This window comes from Pseudoalteromonas sp. NCCP-2140 (assembly GCF_023708065.1).
In the GTDB taxonomy this organism is placed as follows: domain Bacteria; phylum Pseudomonadota; class Gammaproteobacteria; order Enterobacterales; family Alteromonadaceae; genus Pseudoalteromonas.
On the sequence record NZ_BRCZ01000001.1, the window covers coordinates 773,800 to 797,940 of the forward strand.

20 protein-coding genes and 7 tRNA genes are annotated in these 24,141 nt (G+C 41.8%); 9 read left to right on the forward strand and 18 right to left on the reverse strand.

Annotated elements, in window-relative coordinates; all coding sequences use genetic code 11:
* Positions 1-171: 171 nt before the first annotated feature.
* Positions 172-1,698, reverse strand: a complete 1,527-nt coding sequence (locus NFU46_RS03610; RefSeq protein WP_054551614.1) for a fumarate hydratase — start codon at positions 1,696-1,698, stop codon at positions 172-174.
* Positions 1,699-1,879: 181 nt separating this feature from the next.
* Between NFU46_RS03610 and pabB the strand changes: the two genes are divergently transcribed.
* From pabB to NFU46_RS03625, 3 genes are all read left to right on the forward strand, one after another.
* Positions 1,880-3,223 carry an aminodeoxychorismate synthase component I gene (pabB, locus tag NFU46_RS03615; RefSeq protein ID WP_251599815.1) on the forward strand — a complete coding sequence of 448 codons (1,344 nt, stop codon included), beginning with the start codon at positions 1,880-1,882 and terminating at the stop codon, positions 3,221-3,223.
* A 17-nt stretch (positions 3,224-3,240) separates the two neighbouring features.
* The gene (locus NFU46_RS03620; protein WP_251599818.1) at positions 3,241-3,819 is read left to right on the forward strand and encodes a CoA pyrophosphatase; all 579 of its coding nucleotides are present in this window, start codon (positions 3,241-3,243) and stop codon (positions 3,817-3,819) included.
* 101 nt (positions 3,820-3,920) lie between these two features.
* The gene (locus NFU46_RS03625) at positions 3,921-5,297 is read left to right on the forward strand and encodes an L-serine ammonia-lyase (RefSeq protein ID WP_062566218.1); all 1,377 of its coding nucleotides are present in this window, start codon (positions 3,921-3,923) and stop codon (positions 5,295-5,297) included.
* 56 nt (positions 5,298-5,353) lie between these two features.
* On the opposite strand, the gene cysB is transcribed toward NFU46_RS03625, so the two are convergent.
* Positions 5,354-6,331: an HTH-type transcriptional regulator CysB gene (gene cysB, locus NFU46_RS03630; RefSeq protein WP_054551618.1), complete on the reverse strand. Its 978-nt coding sequence runs from the start codon at positions 6,329-6,331 to the stop codon at positions 5,354-5,356.
* A gap of 297 nt (positions 6,332-6,628) precedes the next feature.
* Here cysB and NFU46_RS03635 point away from each other — a divergent pair, with 297 nt between their 5' ends.
* Positions 6,629-7,387, forward strand: coding sequence for a hypothetical protein (locus tag NFU46_RS03635; protein ID WP_251599821.1), 759 nt, complete (start codon positions 6,629-6,631; stop codon positions 7,385-7,387).
* Between the two features lie 26 nt (positions 7,388-7,413).
* Here the strand turns inward: NFU46_RS03635 and NFU46_RS03640 are convergent, their stop codons facing one another.
* Complete coding sequence (locus NFU46_RS03640) at positions 7,414-8,706, reverse strand: NCS2 family permease (RefSeq protein WP_175079030.1); 1,293 nt, start codon at positions 8,704-8,706, stop codon at positions 7,414-7,416.
* A 121-nt stretch (positions 8,707-8,827) separates the two neighbouring features.
* Here NFU46_RS03640 and NFU46_RS03645 point away from each other — a divergent pair, with 121 nt between their 5' ends.
* Positions 8,828-9,292 carry a sel1 repeat family protein gene (locus tag NFU46_RS03645; RefSeq protein WP_251599823.1) on the forward strand — a complete coding sequence of 155 codons (465 nt, stop codon included), beginning with the start codon at positions 8,828-8,830 and terminating at the stop codon, positions 9,290-9,292.
* Positions 9,293-9,315: 23 nt separating this feature from the next.
* On the opposite strand, the gene NFU46_RS03650 is transcribed toward NFU46_RS03645, so the two are convergent.
* The 10 genes from NFU46_RS03650 to dnaQ form a co-directional block, all read right to left on the reverse strand.
* On the reverse strand, positions 9,316-10,038 hold the full coding sequence (locus tag NFU46_RS03650) for a helix-turn-helix domain-containing protein (RefSeq protein ID WP_251599825.1): 723 nt from the start codon (positions 10,036-10,038) through the stop codon (positions 9,316-9,318).
* 300 nt (positions 10,039-10,338) lie between these two features.
* Positions 10,339-10,415 (reverse strand) — tRNA-Asp (locus NFU46_RS03655).
* 50 nt (positions 10,416-10,465) lie between these two features.
* A tRNA-Asp gene (locus NFU46_RS03660) sits at positions 10,466-10,542 on the reverse strand.
* 31 nt (positions 10,543-10,573) lie between these two features.
* A tRNA-Asp gene (locus NFU46_RS03665) sits at positions 10,574-10,650 on the reverse strand.
* Between the two features lie 37 nt (positions 10,651-10,687).
* A tRNA-Asp gene (locus NFU46_RS03670) sits at positions 10,688-10,764 on the reverse strand.
* Positions 10,765-10,794: 30 nt separating this feature from the next.
* Positions 10,795-10,871, reverse strand: a tRNA-Asp gene (locus NFU46_RS03675).
* Positions 10,872-10,912: 41 nt separating this feature from the next.
* Positions 10,913-10,989, reverse strand: a tRNA-Asp gene (locus NFU46_RS03680).
* A gap of 27 nt (positions 10,990-11,016) precedes the next feature.
* Positions 11,017-11,093 (reverse strand) — tRNA-Asp (locus NFU46_RS03685).
* 98 nt (positions 11,094-11,191) lie between these two features.
* On the reverse strand, positions 11,192-12,565 hold the full coding sequence (locus tag NFU46_RS03690; protein ID WP_251599828.1) for a TIGR03503 family protein: 1,374 nt from the start codon (positions 12,563-12,565) through the stop codon (positions 11,192-11,194).
* A gap of 9 nt (positions 12,566-12,574) precedes the next feature.
* Positions 12,575-13,285: a DNA polymerase III subunit epsilon gene (dnaQ, locus tag NFU46_RS03695; RefSeq protein WP_054561795.1), complete on the reverse strand. Its 711-nt coding sequence runs from the start codon at positions 13,283-13,285 to the stop codon at positions 12,575-12,577.
* A 68-nt stretch (positions 13,286-13,353) separates the two neighbouring features.
* Between dnaQ and rnhA the strand changes: the two genes are divergently transcribed.
* Positions 13,354-13,821: a ribonuclease HI gene (gene rnhA, locus NFU46_RS03700; protein WP_175079026.1), complete on the forward strand. Its 468-nt coding sequence runs from the start codon at positions 13,354-13,356 to the stop codon at positions 13,819-13,821.
* 90 nt (positions 13,822-13,911) lie between these two features.
* A complete protein-coding gene (locus NFU46_RS03705; RefSeq protein ID WP_251599831.1) occupies positions 13,912-14,775 on the forward strand; it encodes an MBL fold metallo-hydrolase in 864 nt (287 codons plus the stop codon).
* Here NFU46_RS03705 and NFU46_RS03710 read toward each other — a convergent pair.
* Positions 14,746-15,504, reverse strand: coding sequence for a class I SAM-dependent methyltransferase (locus NFU46_RS03710; protein ID WP_119852048.1), 759 nt, complete (start codon positions 15,502-15,504; stop codon positions 14,746-14,748). The two genes, NFU46_RS03705 and NFU46_RS03710, sit on opposite strands and share 30 nt — an antisense overlap.
* 53 nt (positions 15,505-15,557) lie before the next feature.
* Here NFU46_RS03710 and gloB point away from each other — a divergent pair, with 53 nt between their 5' ends.
* Entirely contained in the window at positions 15,558-16,331 is a 774-nt protein-coding gene (gene gloB, locus NFU46_RS03715) for a hydroxyacylglutathione hydrolase (RefSeq protein ID WP_251599834.1), read from the forward strand.
* A gap of 147 nt (positions 16,332-16,478) precedes the next feature.
* On the forward strand, positions 16,479-18,065 hold the full coding sequence (locus NFU46_RS03720; RefSeq protein WP_251599838.1) for a LysM peptidoglycan-binding domain-containing protein: 1,587 nt from the start codon (positions 16,479-16,481) through the stop codon (positions 18,063-18,065).
* Positions 18,066-18,121: 56 nt separating this feature from the next.
* On the opposite strand, the gene speB is transcribed toward NFU46_RS03720, so the two are convergent.
* The 4 genes from speB to NFU46_RS03740 form a co-directional block, all read right to left on the reverse strand.
* Positions 18,122-19,045, reverse strand: a complete 924-nt coding sequence (gene speB / locus NFU46_RS03725; RefSeq protein ID WP_175082141.1) for an agmatinase — start codon at positions 19,043-19,045, stop codon at positions 18,122-18,124.
* Between the two features lie 3 nt (positions 19,046-19,048).
* On the reverse strand, positions 19,049-20,962 hold the full coding sequence (gene speA, locus NFU46_RS03730; RefSeq protein ID WP_251599842.1) for a biosynthetic arginine decarboxylase: 1,914 nt from the start codon (positions 20,960-20,962) through the stop codon (positions 19,049-19,051).
* A 1,029-nt stretch (positions 20,963-21,991) separates the two neighbouring features.
* Positions 21,992-22,453 carry a GNAT family N-acetyltransferase gene (locus NFU46_RS03735; RefSeq protein ID WP_175082138.1) on the reverse strand — a complete coding sequence of 154 codons (462 nt, stop codon included), beginning with the start codon at positions 22,451-22,453 and terminating at the stop codon, positions 21,992-21,994.
* A gap of 473 nt (positions 22,454-22,926) precedes the next feature.
* On the reverse strand, positions 22,927-23,904 hold the full coding sequence (locus NFU46_RS03740) for a transposase (RefSeq protein ID WP_251599846.1): 978 nt from the start codon (positions 23,902-23,904) through the stop codon (positions 22,927-22,929).
* Positions 23,905-24,141: the final 237 nt, after the last annotated feature.

Consider the following 24,141-nt stretch of genomic DNA (forward strand, 5'->3'; position numbering starts at 1 on the left):
TACGTGAACGTAAAGGTAAAGTATAGCGTAAAGAAAAAGTGACAAGAAAAATGTGCCAATAAAGCCAAGTAAAATCGGCTTTTTAAAGAGATGTTAGAGAAATAGCTGAGACTGGTCAGAGCTGAAAAAAACGGCGCAGGTGCGCCGTTTTTTAAGAGAGTTGCAAGATGGTTACTTTAATTTGCCATCAAGTTCTTCGATTTTTGCTTTCCAAATAGCAGGGCCTTGCGTATGCGCATTGGCGCCTTCACTATCAACAGCAACCGTTACTGGCATATCTTCTACTTCAAACTCGTAGATTGCTTCCATACCTAAATCTTCGAACGCAACAACGCGTGCTTTCTTGATTGCTTTAGATACAAGGTAAGCTGCACCACCTACTGCCATTAAGTAGATAGATTTATTGTTTTTGATTGATTCAACTGTTGCAGGACCACGCTCTGCTTTACCAATCATACCGATGATGCCCGTTTTTTCTAACATCATATCAGTGAATTTATCCATACGCGTTGCAGTTGTAGGGCCAGCAGGACCTACCGCTTCATCACCCACTGCATCTACAGGGCCAACGTAGTAGATAAACTTGTTATCAAAATCAACGCCTTCAGGTAAACCTTCACCTGATTGGATCATATCTTGTAAACGTTTATGTGCTGCATCACGGCCCGTTAAGATAGTACCAGATAGAAGAACCGTTTCACCCATCTTCCATTCTTGCGTGTCTTCTTTAGTCAGTGTGTTTAAATCAACACGACGTGTACCTTCACCCACTTCAAACGTAACTTCTGGCCAATCTTCAAGTTTAGGCGCTTTAAGATCAGCTGGGCCTGAACCATCTAATGTGAAGTGAACGTGACGAGTTGCCGCACAGTTCGGGATCATAACCACTGGTTTTGATGCTGCGTGAGTCGGTGCCGTTTTAACTTTCACATCAACCACGGTTGTTAAACCACCTAGGCCTTGTGCACCAATACCTAATTTATTAGCACGTTCGAAGATATCGATACGCATTTTTTCTTCAGTTGTTTCTGCGCCGCGCTCAATCAGCTCGTGAATATCAACCGGATCCATTAATGATTCTTTAGCAAGTACCGCAGCTTTTTCTGCAGTACCACCAATACCTATACCTAGCATGCCAGGTGGACACCAGCCCGCACCCATTGTTGGTAATGTTTTTTCAACCCATGCAGCCACATCATCAGATGGGTTAAGCATAACCATTTTCGTTTTATTTTCTGAGCCGCCGCCCTTCGCTGCCACCATTACTTCTACTTCAGCGCCTGGCACTAAGTCGATATGAACAACTGATGGAGTATTGTCTTTGGTGTTTTTACGCGTACCAGCAGGGTCTGCAACTATTGATGCACGTAATGGGTTATCTGGGTTTAAGTATGCGCGACGTGTACCTTCATCAACCATTTGCTGAACAGTCATGTCTGTTTTATCCCACTTAACATCCATACCTACTTTTACGAAACAAGTAATGATACCTGTATCTTGGCACAGTGGACGTTTACCTTCAGCAGACATACGAGAGTTAATTAAAATTTGCGCAATGGCATCTTTTGCCGCTTTGCTTTGCTCTTTGTTGTAAGCTTTTTCTAAGGCTTGTACGAAATCGAGAGGGTGATAAAAAGAAATGTATTGCAATGCATCTTCAATGCTATCAATGAAGTCTTGCTGACGAATTGTACTCATTACGGGTTCCTTAAGTTTTTATCGCGTAGCGCTGTACGTGATCCTGAGTAAACCGGTGACGAAGATTTACTCTACGGGTTAGTCATGGCATCACTATAAAGGAAATCATAACGCTGCCAATCAAATTTAACTTATGATACCCTCCTCGCCCGTTTCGGGCTAGTTATTCAGGGCAATGTAGATGATAAACGATGAAAATTTGTGCATTAAATTAGATTTAAGTGGTGATTGCATCGCGCTATTTAGTCATTTTGCTCATTTGCCTCATGCTGTGTTGCTCGATTCAGCCAATAGCGAGCATGTAAATAGCCGCTTCGATATCATTGCCATTGCGCCATTAAAGCAATTAGAAGTGCGTGAAAATACATGCTTTGTCGACGGCAAGGCGCAATCAAGTGATTGTTTTAGCTTGATGAAAAAAGGCCTTCAGGAATTTAATCACACAGCTAACCCTAATAACCTCCCTTTTACAGGTGGTTGGCTTGGCTATTTTGGTTATGACTTAGGTCGTGTGATTGAAAGCATGCCAAGTACTGCCGAAAACGACATTAACATGCCGCAAATGGCTGTAGGCCTTTATCCAGATGCGCTTATTTATGATAAGCAACAGCAAAGCTGGTTTTACGTCTGTCAGCCAAATCATAATCGCTTAGCGCTATATCAGCAGCAGCTAAACGAAACACCAACAAGTGCAGAGTTCGCGCTACAAAGCGACTGGCAATCAAACATGAGTCAAGCCAGCTACAGCGAAAAGTTCGAGAAAATTCAAGCTTATTTAAAAAGTGGTGACTGCTACCAGATCAACCTTGCACAGCGTTTTAAAGCTGAATTTTCAGGTTCAACATGGCAAGCATATAAACAACTTCGAGAAGCCAATAAAGCACCATTTTCAAGCTATATAAATCACCCTGATGGCGCTATTTTATCTATTTCACCAGAGCGTTTTATTTCGATTAATCAGGGCCAAATAGAAACCAAGCCAATTAAAGGAACGCTCCCTCGTTTGGCTGACTCTGAACAAGACCAAGCGCAAGCAACTCGTTTACAGCAATCAGAAAAAGACCGCGCAGAAAATGTCATGATTGTTGATCTGCTGCGCAACGATTTAGGCAAAGTGGCTCGTCCAGGTAGTGTCACCGTCCCCTCGTTATTTGCCATTGAAAGCTTTCCAGCTGTACATCATTTAGTAAGTACTGTGCGCGCAGAGTTAGCAGATGGCAAAGATGCCGTTGACCAAATTCATGCCGCTTTCCCGGGTGGTTCAATTACCGGAGCACCGAAAATTCGCGCTATGGAAATTATTGAAGAACTCGAACCACATCGCCGTAGTGTGTACTGCGGCTCAATTGGCTATTTGAGTGCCTGTGGCAACATGGATACCAGTATCACAATTCGTACTTTAGTGTGCCACAAAGGTGCAATCTATTGCTGGGCTGGCGGTGGTATTGTGGCTGATTCAAAGGTCGACTTGGAGTACCAAGAAACTTACGATAAAGTAAATAAAATACTGCCTTTATTAAAGTAAAAGTTGAAGTAACTACCTTGAATAGTCAGCAAATAATTGCCCGTTTTAGTTTAAGTCAAACCACAAAGCGCCCAGCGACCATTCGCTTTAATGCCGAAAAGCGAGCCAGTGCTGTAATGTTACCTCTGCTTGATGTTAACGACGAAGCGCATTTATTGCTGTGCAAGCGACCTAGCTATTTACTTCATCACCCGGGGGAGATTTGCTTACCGGGTGGCAAGTATGAAGAACAAGATGACACGTTAATGCACACCGCCCTTCGAGAGCTCAATGAAGAGCTTAATATTGGCACACATCAAGTGACTGTCCACGGTAAATTACATCAGTACGCGACCCTAACCGGTTTCACTATTGAGCCTTTTGTGTGTGTGCTTAGTGAAGGCACAACGTGGCAAGCAGATCCCAACGAAGTTGCTGCCAGCTTTTTACTGCCCTTATCTTATTTAAGTAATCAACAAAATTGGCAACCCCTCCCCTTTCAGAGAAATGGCAAAACCATTACTTTGCAAGGTTTGATGACCCCCCACGGACTGCTTTGGGGAGCAACAGCGAGCATAATTAATAACTTTATAAAACAGCTCGCCCTACCAGTTTAATTATCCTGCTTTTAGGGTTACACAGGCACGTTTAAACGTTATCATGTGGCACCGTTCAAAGGCAGGTAGTATGCCGTTAATAGAAAAATGAGTAGCAAATTATGATCAGTGCATTCGATATGTTTAGTATTGGTATTGGCCCATCGTCATCTCACACTGTTGGCCCAATGCGCGCTTCGCGTTTATTTGTAAACGAACTAGAAGAAAAAAACTTACTTGCAAACGTCACCGATATTAAAGTTGAGCTATTTGGCTCACTCGGTCAAACAGGTATTGGCCATGGCTCTGGTAAAGCTGTGATCTTAGGCCTTGCCGGTTATGATCCAGAAACCATTGATGCTGATTTAGTCGACGATATCCTCGCAAAAATCGAAAAAGAACAGGTTATTTATTTAAACCAAAGCCATAAAGCCAACTTTCCGAAGCAAGGTGCGATTGTATTTCATCGTCGTAAAACATTACCAAAACATTCAAATGCAATGGAAATCATTGCCAGCCAAAATGGCGAAAAGTTATTCAGTAAAGTGTATTACTCAATCGGTGGCGGCTTTATAGTCAGTGATGATGAGTTCGAGAACGAAAAACAAAAAGCACTCGAAATCCGCGAAGAAAACCCAGCACCTTATCCGTTTAACACGGCAAAAGAGTTGTTAGAGCTATGCCGTGAGTCAGGGTTCAGTGTATCAACGCTTATGATGCACAACGAAAAAACCCTGCGCAGCGAAAAAGACATCAAAGATGAGCTGTTTAATATTTGGCAAGTAATGAAGGCCTGTATTGAACGTGGTATGCGTACAGAAGGTATCTTACCAGGCGGATTAAAGGTAAAGCGTCGCGCCCCTAGTTTACACCTTAAATTAAATATTGAGGTAAACAACGACCCATTACGTGCTATGGATTGGGTTGATTTATTTGCCCTTGCAGTAAACGAAGAGAACGCTGCCGGCGGCCGTGTTGTTACCGCACCAACCAATGGTGCTGCAGGTATTTTGCCAGCGGTATTAATGTATTATCACACTTTCATTAAAGAAGTAGACCGTGATATTGCGACTCGTTATTTATTAACAGCGGCAGCAATTGGTATTTTATACAAAAAGAACGCGTCAATTTCGGGTGCTGAAGTAGGTTGCCAAGGTGAAGTGGGCGTTGCTTGCTCAATGGCAGCCGGTGCACTAACTGAAATCATGGGTGGTAATGTAGTACAGGTTGAAAACGCCGCTGAAATCGGCATGGAGCACAACCTAGGCTTAACCTGTGACCCGGTTGGCGGTCTTGTGCAAGTACCGTGTATTGAACGTAATGCGATGGGCTCAATTAAAGCAATTAATGCGTCACGCCTTGCAATGCGTGGTTCTGGCGAGCAAAAAGTGACCCTTGATAAGGTAATTAAAACCATGCTCGACACAGGTAATGATATGAAAACGAAATACAAAGAAACCGCTCGCGGTGGCTTAGCGGTTAATATCATCGAGTGTTAATTTACAGCACGTTTTCAGCATAATAAAAAAGCCGCTTTAAAGCGGCTTTTTTATCTCTATTTTACTGGTAGCTCAATGTTTTCGAAGAGCTTATCAACATCTTCTTGGTTACGTAATAAGCTTGCTCGCTCAACCAGTTCTTTCGTTAAGTGCGGTGCAAAACGCTCAATAAAATCATACATGTAACTGCGTAAAAAGCTGCCTTTTCTAAAACCAATTTTAGTGGTGCTCGCTTCAAATAAGTGGCTTGCATCAATACAGACTAAATCAGTATCGGTTATTTGATCAATCGCCATTGACGCAACAACACCTACTCCTAGACCTAAACGAACATAAGTTTTGATTACATCAGCATCTGTTGCAGTAAAAACAATATGCGGCTCAAGTCCATGTGCATTGAAGGCCTTATCTAACTCAGAGCGACCAGTAAAACCAAACACATAAGTAATAAGTGGGTATTTAGCCACATCGGCAACCGTTAAATTATCGGCCTTTTGCGCAAGCGGGTGTGTTTTTGCCACAACAATACTGCGATTCCAGTGATAGCACGGCAACATAACTAAATCAGAATATAAATGCAGCGCCTCAGTCGCAATGGCAAAATCAGCATCACCGCGTGCTGCCGCATCAGAAATTTGCTGTGGCGTACCCTGATGCATGTGTAAAGACACTGCTGGGTACTTTTTCATAAAGCCTTGAATAACATTCGGTAATGCGTAACGAGCCTGAGTATGAGTGGTCGCAATGTTAAGTTTACCTTGATCAGGCAAGGTATGCTCATTGGCAACCGCTTTAATACCTTCAACTTTCGACAGTATTTCTCGTGAAATATTAATAATTTCGTTACCGGCACTGGTTACATGGGTAAGGTGTTTGCCACTACGGCCAAAGATCTGTACACCCAGTTCGTCTTCAAGCATACGAACTTGTTTTGAGATCCCCGGTTGCGAGGTAAATAAACTTTCGGCTGTCGCAGAGACATTCAGTTTATGATTTTGGACTTCGACTATATATCTGAGTTGTTGTAGTTTCATGGCTGCATTGTAGACGTTGTTATTGTTTATTTATAAAGGCTGCAAAGCGCAATGCCAAGCGATATTTCATCGCGCTATACATTTATATCGATTGTTTCTAAGGCTAACACATTAAATTACTGCTCGGTAGCCGTGTTTACTCGCAAAATATTCAATAAAGGTGCTAGTTTAGCGCTATACTCGTTATAAAGTAGTAATCGTAATAAGTTTATTCGAGATAACTACCGCAAAACTGTTCAGATCTAATCTTTTTAAGGTAAGATAAAAAAATTAGATAGTTAAAACTGAGATTTAGTAATGATTGTTTCTATCATCATCATGCTCATTGTTGCATTAATCGTGATCGCATTATGGGTCAGTGCTGTGCAACAACATAAAGAAAAACAAGAAGCAGAGCGCCGTAAAGAGCTTACAAAACAGAAAAAAATCATTGAAGAAGCAGAAGATGTACTGCTTAACAGTGCCAATATCCCCATGTCTGAAAATATTCTGCGTATTATTCAACGCCGTATTTATGATGCACTTGTTTCAATGGTCGAGCTTTCTCCAAGCTCAAAAGAATTAAAAAACAGACTAAAAGAATCTAAAGAACGCCTAGCCTCTCCTATCGAATCAAATAATAGCGATGCATTAGCACTACCAGATAACGACAAACAATTAATAGCTCTAATTCAAGGTATAAAGAAATTACGAGCAGTACTTCGCTCAGAGCATGGTAAAGGCAAAGTAGATAGCCAAGTATTTGTTGCTGAAGATAAACGCCTTGAAAAATTGCAGTTAAGAATCAATGTAGAAAGTCAAATTAAGCGCGGGATTTCAGCTCGCTCAGCAAATATGGTGGGCTCTGCCAGACAGTATTTTGAAAAAGCACTAGCAACACTGACCTCAGTTAGCTATAGCGATGAATATGTAAACTCGAAAAGACAAGAAGTTGAAGGCTATTTAGAAACGATTAGCTCTGAGTTGAAAGCATCAAATGCAACGTCACTAAAGAAGAAAGCAGAACAAGAGCAGGACGATTTAGACGTATTATTCGCACCAAAGAAAAAGTGGTAAACCACTTTTTCTTTGCTTTGTGCAAATTAAGATAAAAACGCAAACTTAACAATAAACAGCGCTGTTAATACCCACACACTAATACTGATTTCATCTTTTTTACCACATACCAACTTCACGGCAGTATACGAGATAAAACCAAGGGCGATACCGTGCGCAATCGAGAAAGTTAACGGCGTCATCAATAATACAACGCTCACTGGAATGGCATCTGTCATATCATCCCAATTTACAAGCTTTAAATTTTGCATCATTAACACAGCAACATATAAAATTGCACCTGCCGTTGCATAAGCTGGGATCATGCTAGCAAGTGGCGCAAAGAACATCATTAACAAGAAACAAATACCTACAACCACAGCGGTAAGACCTGTACGGCCGCCCACAGACACACCTGCAACTGATTCAATATAAGACGTTGTTGTTGACGTACCAAGCATTGAGCCTGCAATAGTAGCTGTACTGTCGGCACTTAGTGCGCGACCTAAACGAGGCATTTTACCTTGTTCATCAGCAATACCTGCTTTTTGCGTTACAGCCACTAAAGTGCCTGAAGTATCAAACAAATCAACAAATAAGAACGCAAAAACCACTGTTAGCATTGAGATTTCGAATGCTGCTGCAAAATCCAATTGCATAAAGGTTGGTGCAATTGAAGGCGGCATTGAAATAATTCCTTGATACTCCACAAGGTCTAAACCAAGGGCAATTGCGGTTACTAATAAAATACTGATAAGTACGCCGCTTTTCATATCGCGGTATAACAGTGCTGCAATAACAAAGAAGCTAAAAATCGCAAGTAGTGGGCCTGGGGCTGTGATATCGCCTAACTGCACTAAGGTTGCAGGGCTTGCTACGATAATACCGGCGTTTTTCAGTGCAATAAGGGCTAAGAAAGCACCGATACCTGTAGCAATGGCACGTTTTAACACCAGAGGAATAGCATCAATGATCCACTCTCTCACCTTAAATAGGCTTAAGAATAAGAAGATACAGCCAGACATAAAAACTGCACCTAATGCAGCTTGCCAAGTGTAGCCCATGCCCAAAACAACACCATAAGTGAAGAAGGCGTTTAAGCCCATACCCGGAGCAAGTGCTAATGGGTAGTTTGCCCATAAACCCATAATAAAACAGCCAATTGCAGCAGCAATACAGGTTGCTACGAATGCCGCACCTTGATCCATTCCCGCTTCTGCAAGCATTGCAGGGTTAACAAATACAATGTAAACCATGGTAATGAATGTTGTGATGCCAGCAATAGTCTCGCGGCGCACAGAGGTGTTGTTTTCAGTGATTTTGAAAAGTCTTTCGAACATGTTGAACTTTAAGTTGAGATTAATTGGCTAATTTTATCATATTTTATCTCAATAAGAGGACATTTTACCTTGCAATGTTCTAAACTAATAAGGTCTTTTATTTCAAGAAAATAACTAAACTATGTCTGATAATTCGCCAGTAGGCTTAGATTTAGAGCAACAGCTTGATAATGTACTTGCCTTTATTACCCAACCCGATAAAGGGTCGGCGCCAGATAAAAGTACTCAATCTGTTGAAAACGTACTAAACAAAGCTTTGTATTATTTAAAAAATGAACAGCCTCCCCTTGCTGCAAAATGGATGCGCTTAGCAGCTATGGCAGGTAACCATAGGGCGCAATTTTATATGGGGCTGTTTTTCATCAAAGGGCAAGGTGTACCGCACAGTGTTTTTCATGGCGCGGTGTGGTTAAGTCTGGCAAGTAGCCAAGGTTATGAACCTGCAACGGCTGCACTTGATGATCTTAGAAAACACATCAGTACGCGCAGATTACATGATGCGCAAAGCTATGCAGCTACCCTATATGAACAAATCCACCAGCAGCAATTTGCACATTTAACTCCTCGTGATCCTGACGCCAGCTAACACGCGTCAGGTTCTACAACTCATTAATGCTGTCTTGTCAGTTTACTCTCAAATGTGATGAGACCTGCACCAACTACAAACAATAAGATACCTATAAACTCAAGCCACACATGGCCTTTATGGGGCTTGATAATAGGTGTTTTTGAAGTAAGGCTATATAAACGCCTGCCTTGCTCGCCAGGTTCTACAAACGAAATACCTTTATAGTCCGCTGAAATAATAAATTTAAAATCATGCCTGCTGATCATTTCTCGACGTTTAGCATCTATTTTCTCGCGGCTTTGTTCTACGAGTAGCGTACGCCAATCATGAAAAATGCCATCTGGTTCATTATCTTTCACTACACCATATGATTTGTACTCATAGAACTTTGTATTGAATAGCTTTTCTTGATGCCCTAAATAAAACATGGCACAGCCTAGCGCACTTAACAGTATGGCAATATAGACGAGTGAACGCTGTTTAATGAATTGCTTATTACTTTGTTGCTTATACCAAGCTTCAATGTCAGGCACATTAATCAACCGAGCTTTATCTACAGAATATTTTAATGGCTCCATAAAGTCGCAAATTGTTAGATTGAGCGCCGTTAATATTGAACGAAATGTGTCATTTGAAGGCACTGATTTATCGTTCTCAAGTTTTGAAAGGTAACTTTGCTCTATTCCAACTTGCTCTGCAAATTCTGGTTGGCTTAGTTTTAGCTCACTGCGATAGTATTTTAGCTGTGTTCCGAATGTACTCATAACGCATTTCCTTTTTGTTGTGGAGCCGCCATTCTTTGCTATTCATGCAGATATAAAAAGCTGAATAAATAGGAATAATGAAGAATATTAGCAAGGTAGGATGAAAGATACGAGATACGAGATACGAGATACGAGATACGAGATACGAGATACGAGATACGAGATACGAGATACGAGATACGAGATACGAGATACGAGATACGAGATACGAGATACGAGATACGAGATACGTTGTCAGTATAAGGAAATAGTAAGGTGTAAAGTAAAGAATTATCTAATAATTTGCTTAAGGAAAACAAATGGCGGAGTGGACGGGACTCGAACCCGCGACCCCCGGCGTGACAGGCCGGTATTCTAACCAACTGAACTACCACTCCGCAGTGGTATGTGCATGGGGTAATGCACTTAATTTGTTTATGATATCAAATGGCGGAGTGGACGGGACTCGAACCCGCGACCCCCGGCGTGACAGGCCGGTATTCTAACCAACTGAACTACCACTCCGCAGAGATATCATTGTTATTACTTAATTTGTTGGCGGAGTGGACGGGACTCGAACCCGCGACCCCCGGCGTGACAGGCCGGTATTCTAACCAACTGAACTACCACTCCGCGATACAAATTTTGTAATAAAATAGCGTTTAAATAGTGGCGGAGTGGACGGGACTCGAACCCGCGACCCCCGGCGTGACAGGCCGGTATTCTAACCAACTGAACTACCACTCCGCAGTATTTAATGCTATTTATTTTTCCTATTGGCGGAGTGGACGGGACTCGAACCCGCGACCCCCGGCGTGACAGGCCGGTATTCTAACCAACTGAACTACCACTCCGCAAAGGAAAATGTTTTACAACCATAAGTTGTGTAAGTAATTGGCGGAGTGGACGGGACTCGAACCCGCGACCCCCGGCGTGACAGGCCGGTATTCTAACCAACTGAACTACCACTCCAGCGCATACTTACAAATTGTCGAAAATTGGCGGAGTGGACGGGACTCGAACCCGCGACCCCCGGCGTGACAGGCCGGTATTCTAACCAACTGAACTACCACTCCACATTTTCGTTGCTGACTGAGTCTCCCCTGACAGCGGCGTGAATAATACGAATCACCCTCTGGTTCGTCAAGGGGTTTTTTGTATTTTTACAGGTTTTTTAGTCATCTGACATCGAAAGGTTTAAAATTTCACCTGATTTGTCATTTTTTGAGCCATTTTTGCCAACTTCATTTTCATTCGTTGCTTGCTCATCATTTTCGGTTTGATTTTTTTTCTTTAAAAACGGTAAAGAAATTTTAAATTTCAGCGGTTTCTTCTGAACAAAGATTCTAATTGCCAGCCAACCTAATAAAAGGACGGTTAAATTTCCAACAACAATTAATGTCACCATGAGCATGGTGGACGCTTTTTGTTCTTCTTCAAGAATTCGTTGTTGCTCTGCTTGCGCTTCTAAATCAATTTCTGGGCGAACAATTTCTGGTACAGCTTCAATTGGTCGCTCAATTTCAAATTTATAAGTCGGTAACGTTGCCATAAATTCACGGTCATTTATGTTGCTACCAAATACAGAGAGCTCAATACTGTATCGTCCCCAATCATAATTTTTAATTGCAAGCTCTCGTGTTTGCGATTTATCAGCATCTAAAGAGAACATTTGCTCTTCATTATTGGGGTAATATATTTTTCCTTGAATAAGTACAGTTTCTGGTTTGACGATTTCAGGATTTAGCGAGATTGTTAAAATGTGGTCATCTTCATCTTGCTCAGCAAGTGCTACTTCATAATCAAAAGGCGGCTCATGCACGACTATCGGTTTTTGCACCACGGTACGCTTTAATATAGGCGTTTCTATATATAGCTCTGGTTGCCACTCTCCAGCCGGGAATATCAGCTTAAACTCACCGGTAAACACACCATCAAGCGGACGCTCATCAAAGCCGCGGCCATCATCTCTAAAGTCAGTAACACTTTGCGTGCCCGCACCAAAGTTTGCGTAATCACTATTATTAGTGCTGACAAAATCAACGTGCAAACTTATCACATCGCGAAACTGACCAACTTCTATTGGTTCACCATCATTTAATACACGGCCAGTCAGCTTTACTGTTTCACCACGAAACAGCATAGGCGGGAGTGGATCAACATTAAGCTCTATTTCACCTAGCACCATAATACGGCTATCTGGCAAGATACTGCCGACCACTTGCCAAGGGCCAGGCATAGGGTTGCTAATGGTGATCAGGTCATAGCTCAGTTCATCATGCCAGTCGAGGTCATCATTGTTTACTGAGTCAGTAGCGTAATACTTAGTGCCGTCAGGGCGTACTAAAACAACGGCAGGAGCACCGCGTTTACGAAAGAAGAGTAAGGTTACTTTATCGACTTTATGGTCAATACGAAAACGGTTCTCTAGCAGGGGAATTTCATTTTGCACCCCATCACGTTCTAATGGGGTTATTTTATCTTGCTCGTTGGCAAATCCCGCTAAGGGAATTAAACACACTAATCCTGCTAGTAGTTGTTTTCTCATTTTATTACCTTATTCTGCACGCCACAGGCATTGGCCACCCTTTGCAACCAAGTCTAAACGCTCTTCGTGAGCGGCGTGCTCTTGTTCTGTTGCTCTTAATACCACAAGCGGTGCTCTATCAGCACTTAGTCGGCGAATACCACCAGCTTGTTGAGTTGAGCCTTCATCTTTATTTTGATTAAGATTCAGCTTTACTTGCCCACCCGTCATCGACAGGTAAACATCGGCTAAGATCTCAGAATCCAGTAAAGCGCCGTGTAACGTACGCTTTGAGTTATCAATATCGTAACGACGGCAAAGTGCATCAAGGTTATTCTTTTGACCTGGGTGCAAGTCACGCGCCATTTTTAAAGTATCAAGTACAGTACATACATCGGCAGTATTCGGAAAACCTTGATTTAACAATGCAAACTCATTATCCATGTGGCCGATATCGAACGCTGCGTTATGAATAACAAGCTCAGCGCCACGAATATACTCTAAAAACTCATGGGCAATTTGGTGGTACAGGGGTTTATCACGCAAAAATTCATTGGTGATACCATGAACGTCTATTGCTTCTTCTTCTATTTCACGTTGTGGATTGATATACACATGAAAATTGTTGCCAGTAAGACGGCGATTTACAAGTTCAACACAACCGATTTCAATAATGCGGTGGCCTTGCTTTGGGTCAATACCCGTGGTTTCTGTATCTAAAACTATTTGTCTATGTGCCATATCGTCTTAAGCCTGACTCTGGTATCTTTCTATATTCACTTTATTGTACACAATATCAAGGTAAAACAGTGCAGAAAACCGTAGAGATTTACACCGATGGATCATGTTTAGGAAATCCAGGGCCTGGAGGGTATGGCATCGTGATGCGATACAACGGCCACGAAAAGCAGTTAAGTCAAGGCTACACCCTAACAACAAATAATCGGATGGAAATGCTCGCAGCTATCGTTGCACTAGAAACCCTCACCCGCTCTTGTCACGTCATTCTGACGACCGATAGCCAATATGTGAAACAAGGCATTGAGTCATGGGTTGAAAATTGGAAAAAGCGCGGCTGGAAAACCGCTGCTAAAAAACCAGTTAAGAATGTCGATTTATGGAAACGACTCGATGCTGCCTGCCAACAACACGAGGTAGAGTGGCGTTGGGTAAAAGGCCATAGCGGCAATAAATACAATGAGATTGTTGACGATCTAGCCCGCGAAGCAGCTGGCAGCGATCAATTACTTGAAGACACAGGTTACGACGATAATTAAAAGCCCCTTGAAATAAACTTGGCGCAGGCCGTTTTATATTTTCGTTATATGTTATAAGATTTGGCTATAAAGAAATATAAAGGATTCATTATGGCTCTGCGCATTCACTCTTTTTTTCATCAACAAAGTGCCACCCTCTGTTACTTAGTCAGTTGCGAAAACACTAAACAGTGCTTGCTGATTGATGCGCCAGCTGATTTTGATATGCCAAGTGGTGAGTTAAGTTTTACCACCGCCAATGAGATCATCAACTATATAAAGACTGAGCAGCTGACACTACAATGGCTCCTTGAAACTCATGCCCATGCTGACCATATCACTGCAGCAAGTTACATAAAGCAGCAATTACAAGACACACACCCTTGTAAACTCGGCACGGGTGAAGGGATCACACAAGTGCAACAACACTTTAGCCAACTTTATAATCTTGATATGCCATGTAATGGTGAACCTTTTGATGTTTTATTTGCTGATAAAGCACAATTTCAGTTAGGTGATTACACAGTAGATGTGATTGCCACACCGGGCCATACCCCTGACAGCGTGTGTTTTCACATTGATGGCAATGTATTTGTTGGTGACACCTTCTTTATGCCAGACAGTGGCACAGCCCGTTGTGATTTCCCCGGCGGTAGCGCGAGCGAGCTATATGATTCACTACAACGAATTTTAGCGTTTCCTGACGATACGCTACTTTGGATGTGTCATGACTACCAACCTGATGGGCGCCCGCTGGCGAACAAAACCACGGTTAAAGAGCAGCGTGAGCAAAACATTCATTTAAAAGGCGATAAGCAACATTTTATTGAAACTCGGGAAGGCCGCGATGCAACATTAGCAGTACCAAAACTGTTGCACCCTTCTATTCAATTAAATATTCGTGCAGGTCAGTACCCAAGCAAAACAGATACGCAACAACACTATTTAGCCATCCCGCTCACAGTGCTGCTTTGATGTTTGCCTGAGCCCTGCTCCTTTTACCGGCGAAAATTGCGGCCTTGCATGCCATTTAGGTTTAATTGGTGTAAGCGGGGCCACACGTTTTCGAGCCACCAGCAAATACACACTGCCCATTGGCTTTAAATATTGTTGACCAAAACTTCGCCACGCAGCAAAACGCGACAAACGATTGCCTCTTGCAAGCGATGAATGGATAAATCGCTCGTCGGAAATAATTTCAAAACCCAATAGATTCAACCAATCTTTTACTCGCGATGGTGTGAAAAAGCGCCCTGTCCACGGTAGCTTTTGGCGGCTAAAAGGTAATAACTGCGCCAAGCCACACAAGCTAAACGGGTTAAAACCTGTGATCACGATGTAACCACCGGGAATTAAAGTACGATGCGCTTCACGTAAGATATGGTGCGGATCAGAATGATATTCTAAGCAATGCGATAATATGCAAGCATCAACACTGTGCTCATAAAAAGGCAGCTCATCGACATCAGCAATAACACCAGTAAAAAGCCCCTGCTCTGCGACACAAACTTGATGCTTAATAGGACTTTCACTGGTGGCCAGCTCGCCACTTAAATTACCAAGTTTAAGCATGTGATAGCCAAACATACGTGGCAGCCATGGCGTTAGCTTACGTTCAATTTCAGCACGTAAATAGTCACCATGAGGGAACTGCTGCCAAGAGTATGGCTTAGGACCTTCTTGAAAACTAAGGGCTGGTTTCATTTTCTGAGCTCGTTATACTGTGTGTTAACTGTCACTTTATAGAGCAATTAAACATGGTGCAAGTTAAAGCAATTAAAGCCTTTTCTGATAATTACATTTGGTGCATCAGCAATGAAGCTGAGCAAACAGCCTGGGTCGTCGACCCCGGTCAAGCTGAACCTGTTTTAAACTATCTAAGCGAACATAACTTAACACTTCGGGGGATTTTGATAACCCATCACCACTATGATCACACCGATGGCGTGGCTGCACTGGTAAAAGCATTTCGTGATATTCCCGTTTACGGACCAAGACACAGCCCTTTTAAAGGCATTACTCATGGAGTATCAGAAGCGGATAAAGTCACTGTGTATGATTACACCTTTACCGTGCTTGCAACACCTGGCCATACCCTAGACCATATTTGTTACATTAACGACGAATTAAGTTTTACTGGCGACACCTTATTCAGTGCTGGCTGCGGACGATTATTCGAAGGCAGCGCAGAACAAATGTGGCATTCGTTATGTAAACTAAGAGCCTTGCCAGATGAGTGTAAAATCTACTGCACCCATGAATACACGCAAGCCAACTTAGCCTTCGCAAAAGCTGTAGAGCCAAATAACGAATACCTTCTCAACTACAGTGATGAAGTTGATGCGCTGCGCGCCAAAGGCGAAATAAGTTTACCAACTCAATTAGGCGTGGAAAAACAAATAAATCCATTTTTACGTAGCAATATAGCAACAATCACTGATGAGCTGCCTGATGAGCTAAAAATTAATTTGGATCTGAATGAACCTTGGCAACGCTTTGCAGGTCTCAGAGCCTGGAAAGATAACTTTTAAAAAAACGTAAACGCCGGTAGTTACAATTTTGTATATTTAGATCAGCATCTTGCAATAATAAGCTGACATAAACTGGTCATAAAGTGGCAATATGTTCTCAGAGCAGGTAATATTCGCCGAGTTTTTTTACCTGATGTATGGGTATATATGTATAAGTCTCCTTTAGTTTTATCACTTGCGCTGATTTTAAGTGGCTGTCAATTAACAGCTTCTGATTCAGCAAGTACAGATGTTGCAAGCAATAATGTTGAGCAACAATTAGACGGCGCAAGTCCGAGCGATATCAATGATGCATTGATGATTAACGCTCAATATCAACAATTAACCGATATTGATGAGCCGCCTCCTGTATTTGATGATGTATGGGAGCGTATTCGTTATCAGCTTTCGATTGATGTGCCACAAAACCGCCCAGTTGTTGCTGAGCGTAACTATTATGCGCGTCACCAGGCCTATTTAGATCGTATCTCTAAGCGCGCTGAGCCTTACCTATACTTTATTGTAGAAGAAGTCGAAAAGCGTCAAATGCCAATCGAAATTGCGCTTTTACCTATTGTAGAAAGTGCGTTTGACCCATTTGGTTATTCACATCGCAGTGCTTCTGGCATCTGGCAATTTATGCCACAAACTGGTGAGCGTTTCGATTTAAAACAGAACTGGTGGTATGACGGTCGCCGTGACATTGTACAATCGACCCGTGCAGCGCTAGATTACTTATCATATTTACACAAAACCTTAGAAGGCGATTGGCTAAATGCCATTGCAGCCTATAACTCAGGTGAAGGTCGTTTACTGCGTGCCATTAAAAAGAACCGTAAAAAGCATTTACCAACGGATTTTTGGTCACTTGATTTACCAAGAGAGACCACTGCCTACGTACCTAAGCTGTTAGCGCTGTCTGATCTAGTAAAGCGCAGTGACGAATTTGGTGTTAAGTGGCAACCAATTATTAATGCTCAAGTCGTTGAAGCAGTTAATGTAGGGAGCCAAATTGACTTAGCACTTGCCGCTGACATGGCAGGTATTAGCTTAACAGAGCTGTATCGTTTGAACCCTGGCTTCAATCGCTGGGCGACAGATCCAAACGGCCCACACTTTTTATTATTACCATCTGATAAAGTTGAAGCGTTTACTGACAAGCTAGCTAAAACAGAGCAAAAAGACCGCCTACGCTGGCAGCAATATGTTGTTGCACGAGGTGACAGTTTATCTGTGATTGCGAAGAAGTTTTCAACAAGCACAAACGCGATTAAAACCCTGAATAAGCTTTCATCGAATACTATTCGTGTTGGTCAGCAATTACTTGTGCCACTGAGCGATGGGGAGATTAATAGCCAGCATTTACCAAAATCAGTGCGTATGGCAGCGAATAAAGCAACACGTAAAAAACTTAGCCATAAAGTGGCCAGTGGCGATACATTGTGGGATATCAGCCGTGAGTACGATGTGACCATAGCTGAACTTGCAACATGGAATAAGCTAAAAAAAGACGCTGTACTGCGTGTTGGTCAAAAGCTAACTGTGTATAAACAGGAAAAGTCACAACTTGCTGCTACACAAAGCAAAGAGCGCACCATTACCTATAAAGTTCGTCGTGGTGACTCGTTAGCGCGCATTGCTGCTAAGTTTAATGTGTCTGTAGAAGATATTATTAAATGGAACTCATTAGCTGGGCAAAAATACATTCAACCTGGGCAAAAGCTTAAATTAAAGGTTGATGTTAGAAGCGCTTAATTGCTTCATCTAATATCAAAAAAAGAGCGCCTAATGGCGCTCTTTGTCTCTCTCATTTAGTATTTATGCCTCAAAGCCCATAAGTGTAATAACTCATTGGCAATGGTCGCTGCGGCAATCGCCGTTAATTCACTTTGGTCATAAGATGGCGACACTTCAACCACATCCATACCGACCATATTAATGCCTTTCAATGCACGAAGTACTTTGAGTACTTTATCGCTGGTTAAGCCACCACACACTGGAGTGCCTGTCCCTGGAGCAAATGCTGGATCAAGGCAATCAATATCAAAGGTTAGATACACAGGTAAGTCACCAACACGTGCTTTGATTTGCTCTGCGATATCTTGCGCTGGCAAATCATTGGCTGCCATTGCATCAATCACCGCAAACTCATGCTTGCTCTGATCAAAGTCAGTACGAATACCAATTTGAATACTGTGATCAACATCAATAAGCCCTTCCATCGGCGCATGATAAAACATGGTGCCGTGATCATAGCGCGAACCATTGCTGTAAGTATCTGTGTGGGCATCAAAATGCACTAATGCCATTTTACCGTGCTGCTTAGCGTGAGCACGTAGTAATGGCAAAGTCACAAAGTGGTCGCCACCTAAACCCAATAATGTTTTACCTTGACGAAGTATTTGCTCAGCCGCTAATTCTAACTGCGCGGTAAAATATTCTGGGTCGCCTACTGGGTAAGTAAAATCACCCGCATCAGCTAATTTTAAACGCTCAAACAACGGAAACGTCCACGGGTACTTGGTTTCTTCCCATGCCAGGTGCACTGAGGCACGACGAATTGCATCAGGGCCTAAACGTGCACCTGGGCGACCTGAGGTCGCCAAATCAAAGGGTAAACCTAACACCACTACATCGGCATCGATTGCTGTGATGTTTTGCACCATCGGCTGACGTAAAAACGTCATGCCGTTTGAGTACAATGAATGATCTGTGTGGTCAAACAATGTCGACATTGCTTATAACTCTTCTAAATAAGTGTAACCATTTAAGCCAGTTTGCAGCTCATCTAAAACGCTTTGCTGCTCAGTTTCTGGCAATTTAGCTGCCACCAGCTGGGCGTAAGATTGCTGGAAACTTTCTACATCTAAATGTACGTAACGCATCATGTCTGCAACGGTATCACCTTCGTTAACTTCAGTGATTTGCGCCTGACCTTGCTCATCCATTTTTATAATTGCACTGTGTGTGTCGCCAAATAAGTTGTGCATATCACCTAAAATCTCCTGATAAGCACCCACTAAGAAAAAGCCCATTAAGTAAGGTTTTTCTTCGCTAAATGCTGGCACAGGCAATGTACTTTCAATACCTTGACCGTCTACATAATGCTCCATAGCACCGTCTGAATCGCAGGTAATATCAAGTAACACAGCGCGTTTTTGTGGTGCTTCTGTTAAACCACTTAATGGTAGAACAGGAAACACTTGGTCAATACCCCATGCATCCGGTAATGACTGGAACAATGAAAAGTTCACAAAAAACTTATCTGCTAAACGCGCATTTAATTCATCAATAATCGGGCGATGAAAACGGTTTTTGTTATCCATATGTTTGTTAAGTTCATAACATACACGTAAGTTAACTTGCTCCGCCCATGCTCGCTCTGTTAAATCTAACAAACCAAGTGCAAATTGATTATGTGCTTCGGCTAAATCGCCTTGGCTATCATGATAAATTTCGATTAATGCACGGTCGTCATTGTCATCACTTAACTGTTGCCATGATGTCCACATGTTTTTTAATAAAAGTGGAGCATCAGCGGCTGGGGCTTGAATGTCTTCTGGTACATAGCTTTCGGTACCAATAACATTCGAAATCAACACAGCATGGTGCGCTGTTAACGCACGACCTGATTCAGAAATAATGCGCGGCATTGGCTGCTCATATAACTTACAGGTATCACCAATGGTGTATACGATGTTATTAGCGTATTCACTTAGGCTGTAGTTCATTGAGTTATGTGACTGGCTACGAGTACCGTCGTAATCTACCGCTAAACCGCCACCCACATCTAAGCAATCAATTTGTGCACCTAATTTGCGTAACTCACAGTAAAAACGCGCAGCTTCACTCACACCTAAGCGAACATCGCGAATGTTTGCCATTTGCGAGCCTAAGTGAAAGTGTACAAGTTGGATCAGATCGAGTTGTTCAGACGCTTTTAAGCGATTAACCACACTGAGTACTTGCGATGCCGACAAACCAAATTTTGATTTTTCGCCACCACTTGCTTGCCACTTGCCCTTACCTTGCGACGCTAAACGTACACGAATACCAATACGCGGCTTTACGTTTAACTCTTTAGCTTGGCTAAGCACCATGTCTAGCTCAGACAGTTTTTCAAGAACAATGTAAACCTTGTGACCTAGCTTTTCACCAATCAGTGCTAAACGAATGTATTCTTGGTCTTTGTAGCCATTACACACAATGACAGCACTAGTTTTTTCTGCCATTGCTAATACAGTTAGTAGCTCAGGTTTACTGCCCGCTTCTAGGCCCAATTGTTTCTTTTCAATATCAGCTTGGCTTGCAACAATTTCTTCAACAACTTCACGCTGTTGGTTTACTTTAATTGGGTAAACAAGCAAATAGTCTTTCGGGTAACCATAATTTTCAATCGCCGTGTTAAATGCCTGACATAAGCTATGTACACGATGATGTAAAATTTGTGGAAAACGAACCAACGCAGGCAAGCTTAAGCCTTTATCCTGTAACTGCTGTGCGATATCGATTAGTGCAATGGTTTGCTCTGGGGCATGGGCCTTTGGCGCAACATACACATCACCTTGATCATTAATACCAAAGAAACCTTGGCTCCAATGACGAACATTGTAACTCGTGCGAGCTTGTTCTAGTGATGTTGTCTCTTTCATCTATCTTTCTCTTTTATTTTAGTAGTGCCGAAATCGGCAAGGGTTGTTGCCGCGCATTAAAAGAAAAATAGTGATTCAAGTCCAACAAGAATTTTTACTCGTAACGAGTGATTTTTGATGTGAAAAACTAATCGATAAACCCCCAGTTTTATTAGGGTTTAATTTGGTTGTTAGATTTTAAAATTCCTTTAGATGGACAGGCACTCAATAATTCCTTTAGATGGACAGGCACTCAATATGGCAAATGAGTGAGCAATTATAAAGGACAGTCACTGTAAATGCATTTCAGAGGACAGGCACTACTTTTGTGATGTCATCAGCTTTTGAAGAGTTTGACCCTAGTTGCCTCCACGCTTCATATTGCTCATTTTCATGCCACGTAATACCTATGTACTCTTGCCAATTCTCGAAGTCTTTAGTTAGATGGACAGGCACTCAATATGGCAAATGAGCAATTTTTAAAAGGACAGTCACTGCAAAAATATATGTTAGAAAATATGTGTTTGTGAAATCCATCTTCATTTCAATGGACAGGCACTACTTTTGTAATGTCATCAGCTTTTGAAGAGTTTGACCCTAATTGCCTCCACGCTTCATATTGCTCATTGTCATGCCACGTAATACCAATATACTCTTGCCAATTTTCGAAGTCTGTTGTGCGATATTTTTCAACACCACAGCAACCTGTGCCAAAAGCAGTGCGGCAAATTTTTACAGTAAGATGAGTACCGTCAAAATTCAGCTGTGATTGCTTATTATTGCAAACACTTAAAGGACGAGTGGGAAATGTGAGAATTACTTTTGTTTTTATGGTGCCATCATGATTGAAGACACCAGTGAAGGAATGACATGAGTTTAAGTAGAACCTGTGGGCACCAATAGTAAGGTCTGGTAACTTATTTTGAGTAAAATTAGATAGCTTCGTTTCTCACCGCAAGCAGCCACCAGTTAAACCATAGTAAAGCACATGATTTTTAAGGAGTATTTATAAATTAAGGTGACCTCACTAAAACATGGCTAACACTTAAATTACTGGTTAAGCCCTAACTCCATAAATAAACTTTGTGGATTTTCACTGTAGTTACCAAACGGACCACAACGATTGAAACCTAAGTTTTCGTATAGGCTAATAGATTCTGTTTGCTTAGGACCTGTTTCTAATCGAATTAGTGGAATTTGCTGCTCACCAGCGTGATGTAATAATATTTGCATAATTCGACGTGACAAACCTTTACCACGGTAACTTGGTTTTACATATAGACGGCGGATTTCACCGTATGGAGGGTTGCCTTCTTGCATCACGATTGCGCCACATGCAACGATACCATCTTCATTTTTTAAGCCTATAGCATATACGTTAGGCTCAGCTAACTCTTCAACACTTAAAGATTGGGCGGTAGCAACAGGGTATAATGAGTTTATGAGTCGGTCTATATCAGAAAACACGTTTACTACTTCAGGATCATGTGGATTTAAATCGACTAACTGCATAAAACTCCCATTTTCATATGTCGGTTTTGTTAATGGTGTTAACAATAATATCGGATATTAGTCTGATCCTCTACTGTTGTTTTCAATATTCATTTTTATAGGTACTATTCAGACCGCCATACTATCGCTTAGTTCAACAGTATGTAACTGAAAAAACGCCCAGTTGATAAAAATTAAAGTTCAACCTACACCACCCTATTTAGGATTAATGCTTTCTACTGACAACTTTTAACAAGACAGTCACTTTTAATTTTAAAAATACTGATCTTGCAAGACTGCATCTTATAAATTGGAAAATATTAAAATTGAAAGAAGAATTACTAAATTTCTGCTGAATTTAATCTTAGAAAATGTATTTTTTATGAAGTATTAAACTTAGCCCAGACTTTTAAAGCTTAATTCGGTCAATTTAATTATCTCAAAGCATTCCGAAAACAAGGGATTGAAAGCTCTAAACTAAAATTACTTAGAAATTAACTAGCAAGTAATAACTTACAGCTTGTTAGGTTACTTCGTCGCTTACGAGCAGTTTTACTGCAATAACGTTCAATAGCCCCCATTCGACCTACAGCCCCATGAAATAAGTTTTCAAATTGGGTTGTTACTGTTAACCATTTTTCCGGTTCGAAATTCAGCCTTTCAAGAATAGGAGGTAAATTATGCTCTATATACCCAGGCTTATCCGCGCTGATACTACGACCAGTTTGCTCTACCAGTAACAAGTATGACTTTAACTCAAAAGGTATACCCTTTGATTTATACTTACTCATGCCACCAATGAAACGAGCTAGTACCTTAGGTTGCTTTGACTCCTTCGTGCTCTGGCATCGCTTTTTAAAACTGGTATAGTCCGATTGCTCCGGCGTGCTCGCAGCTTTAGCACGGACAGGGTTTAAGTCAACATAGGCCATACATGCTAAAAGCGCTGATTCATCAAGCAATGCTTGGCTCTTAAAGCGTCCTTCCCAAAAGTGACCCGTACACTCGTCTTCTTTATTTGCACGTCTGGCAATATATTCATTAAGCGTTCGCATGAACCAACTAATGCTCGAAAGGCGTGCCCTATACTCTGCAACTTCCTTATTTAAGAAGGCTTGCTGACCATCACTTAGCGGTTCACCATGAAGGAACTTTTGACCTAAAGGCGTCATTTTACTGAGCTTAAACCATCGTAAAAGGATAGCCTTGTCGGTTAACCTATTTGCTTTCTTATCATCAACATAAAGCACAACATGAGTATGATTGCTCATCACTGCGTAAGCACACACATCAATACAAAATACCTTTGCAAGAAAAAGTAGGCGCTCTTCAACCCATCCTCTGCGGTGTTCATATGATTTACCAGTGAGTGCGTCTTCTCCACAAAGGTAAGCGCGTCTAACACAACGGGATACGCAGTGATAATACTTAGTGTTCGACAAACAGATTTGCCGCTTCCTTGCTAAAGCCATCGTTCACTCCTTGAACTGATAATTTGAAATACATTAGCTGTAACTAAAGTGTAGACAAAAACTTTTGTACTGCAAGAGCACTTATATGTAGTGCCTGTCCATTTAAATTTATTCCTTCTGAATACAGCTGAGGCCTAGACTTAAAGTGACTGTCCATGTAAAGGGTTAAACACTTTGTTACGGAAAAAAGCTGTTCAAATATCGTTAAATCCATATACTGCAAACAACAAGAAAAAA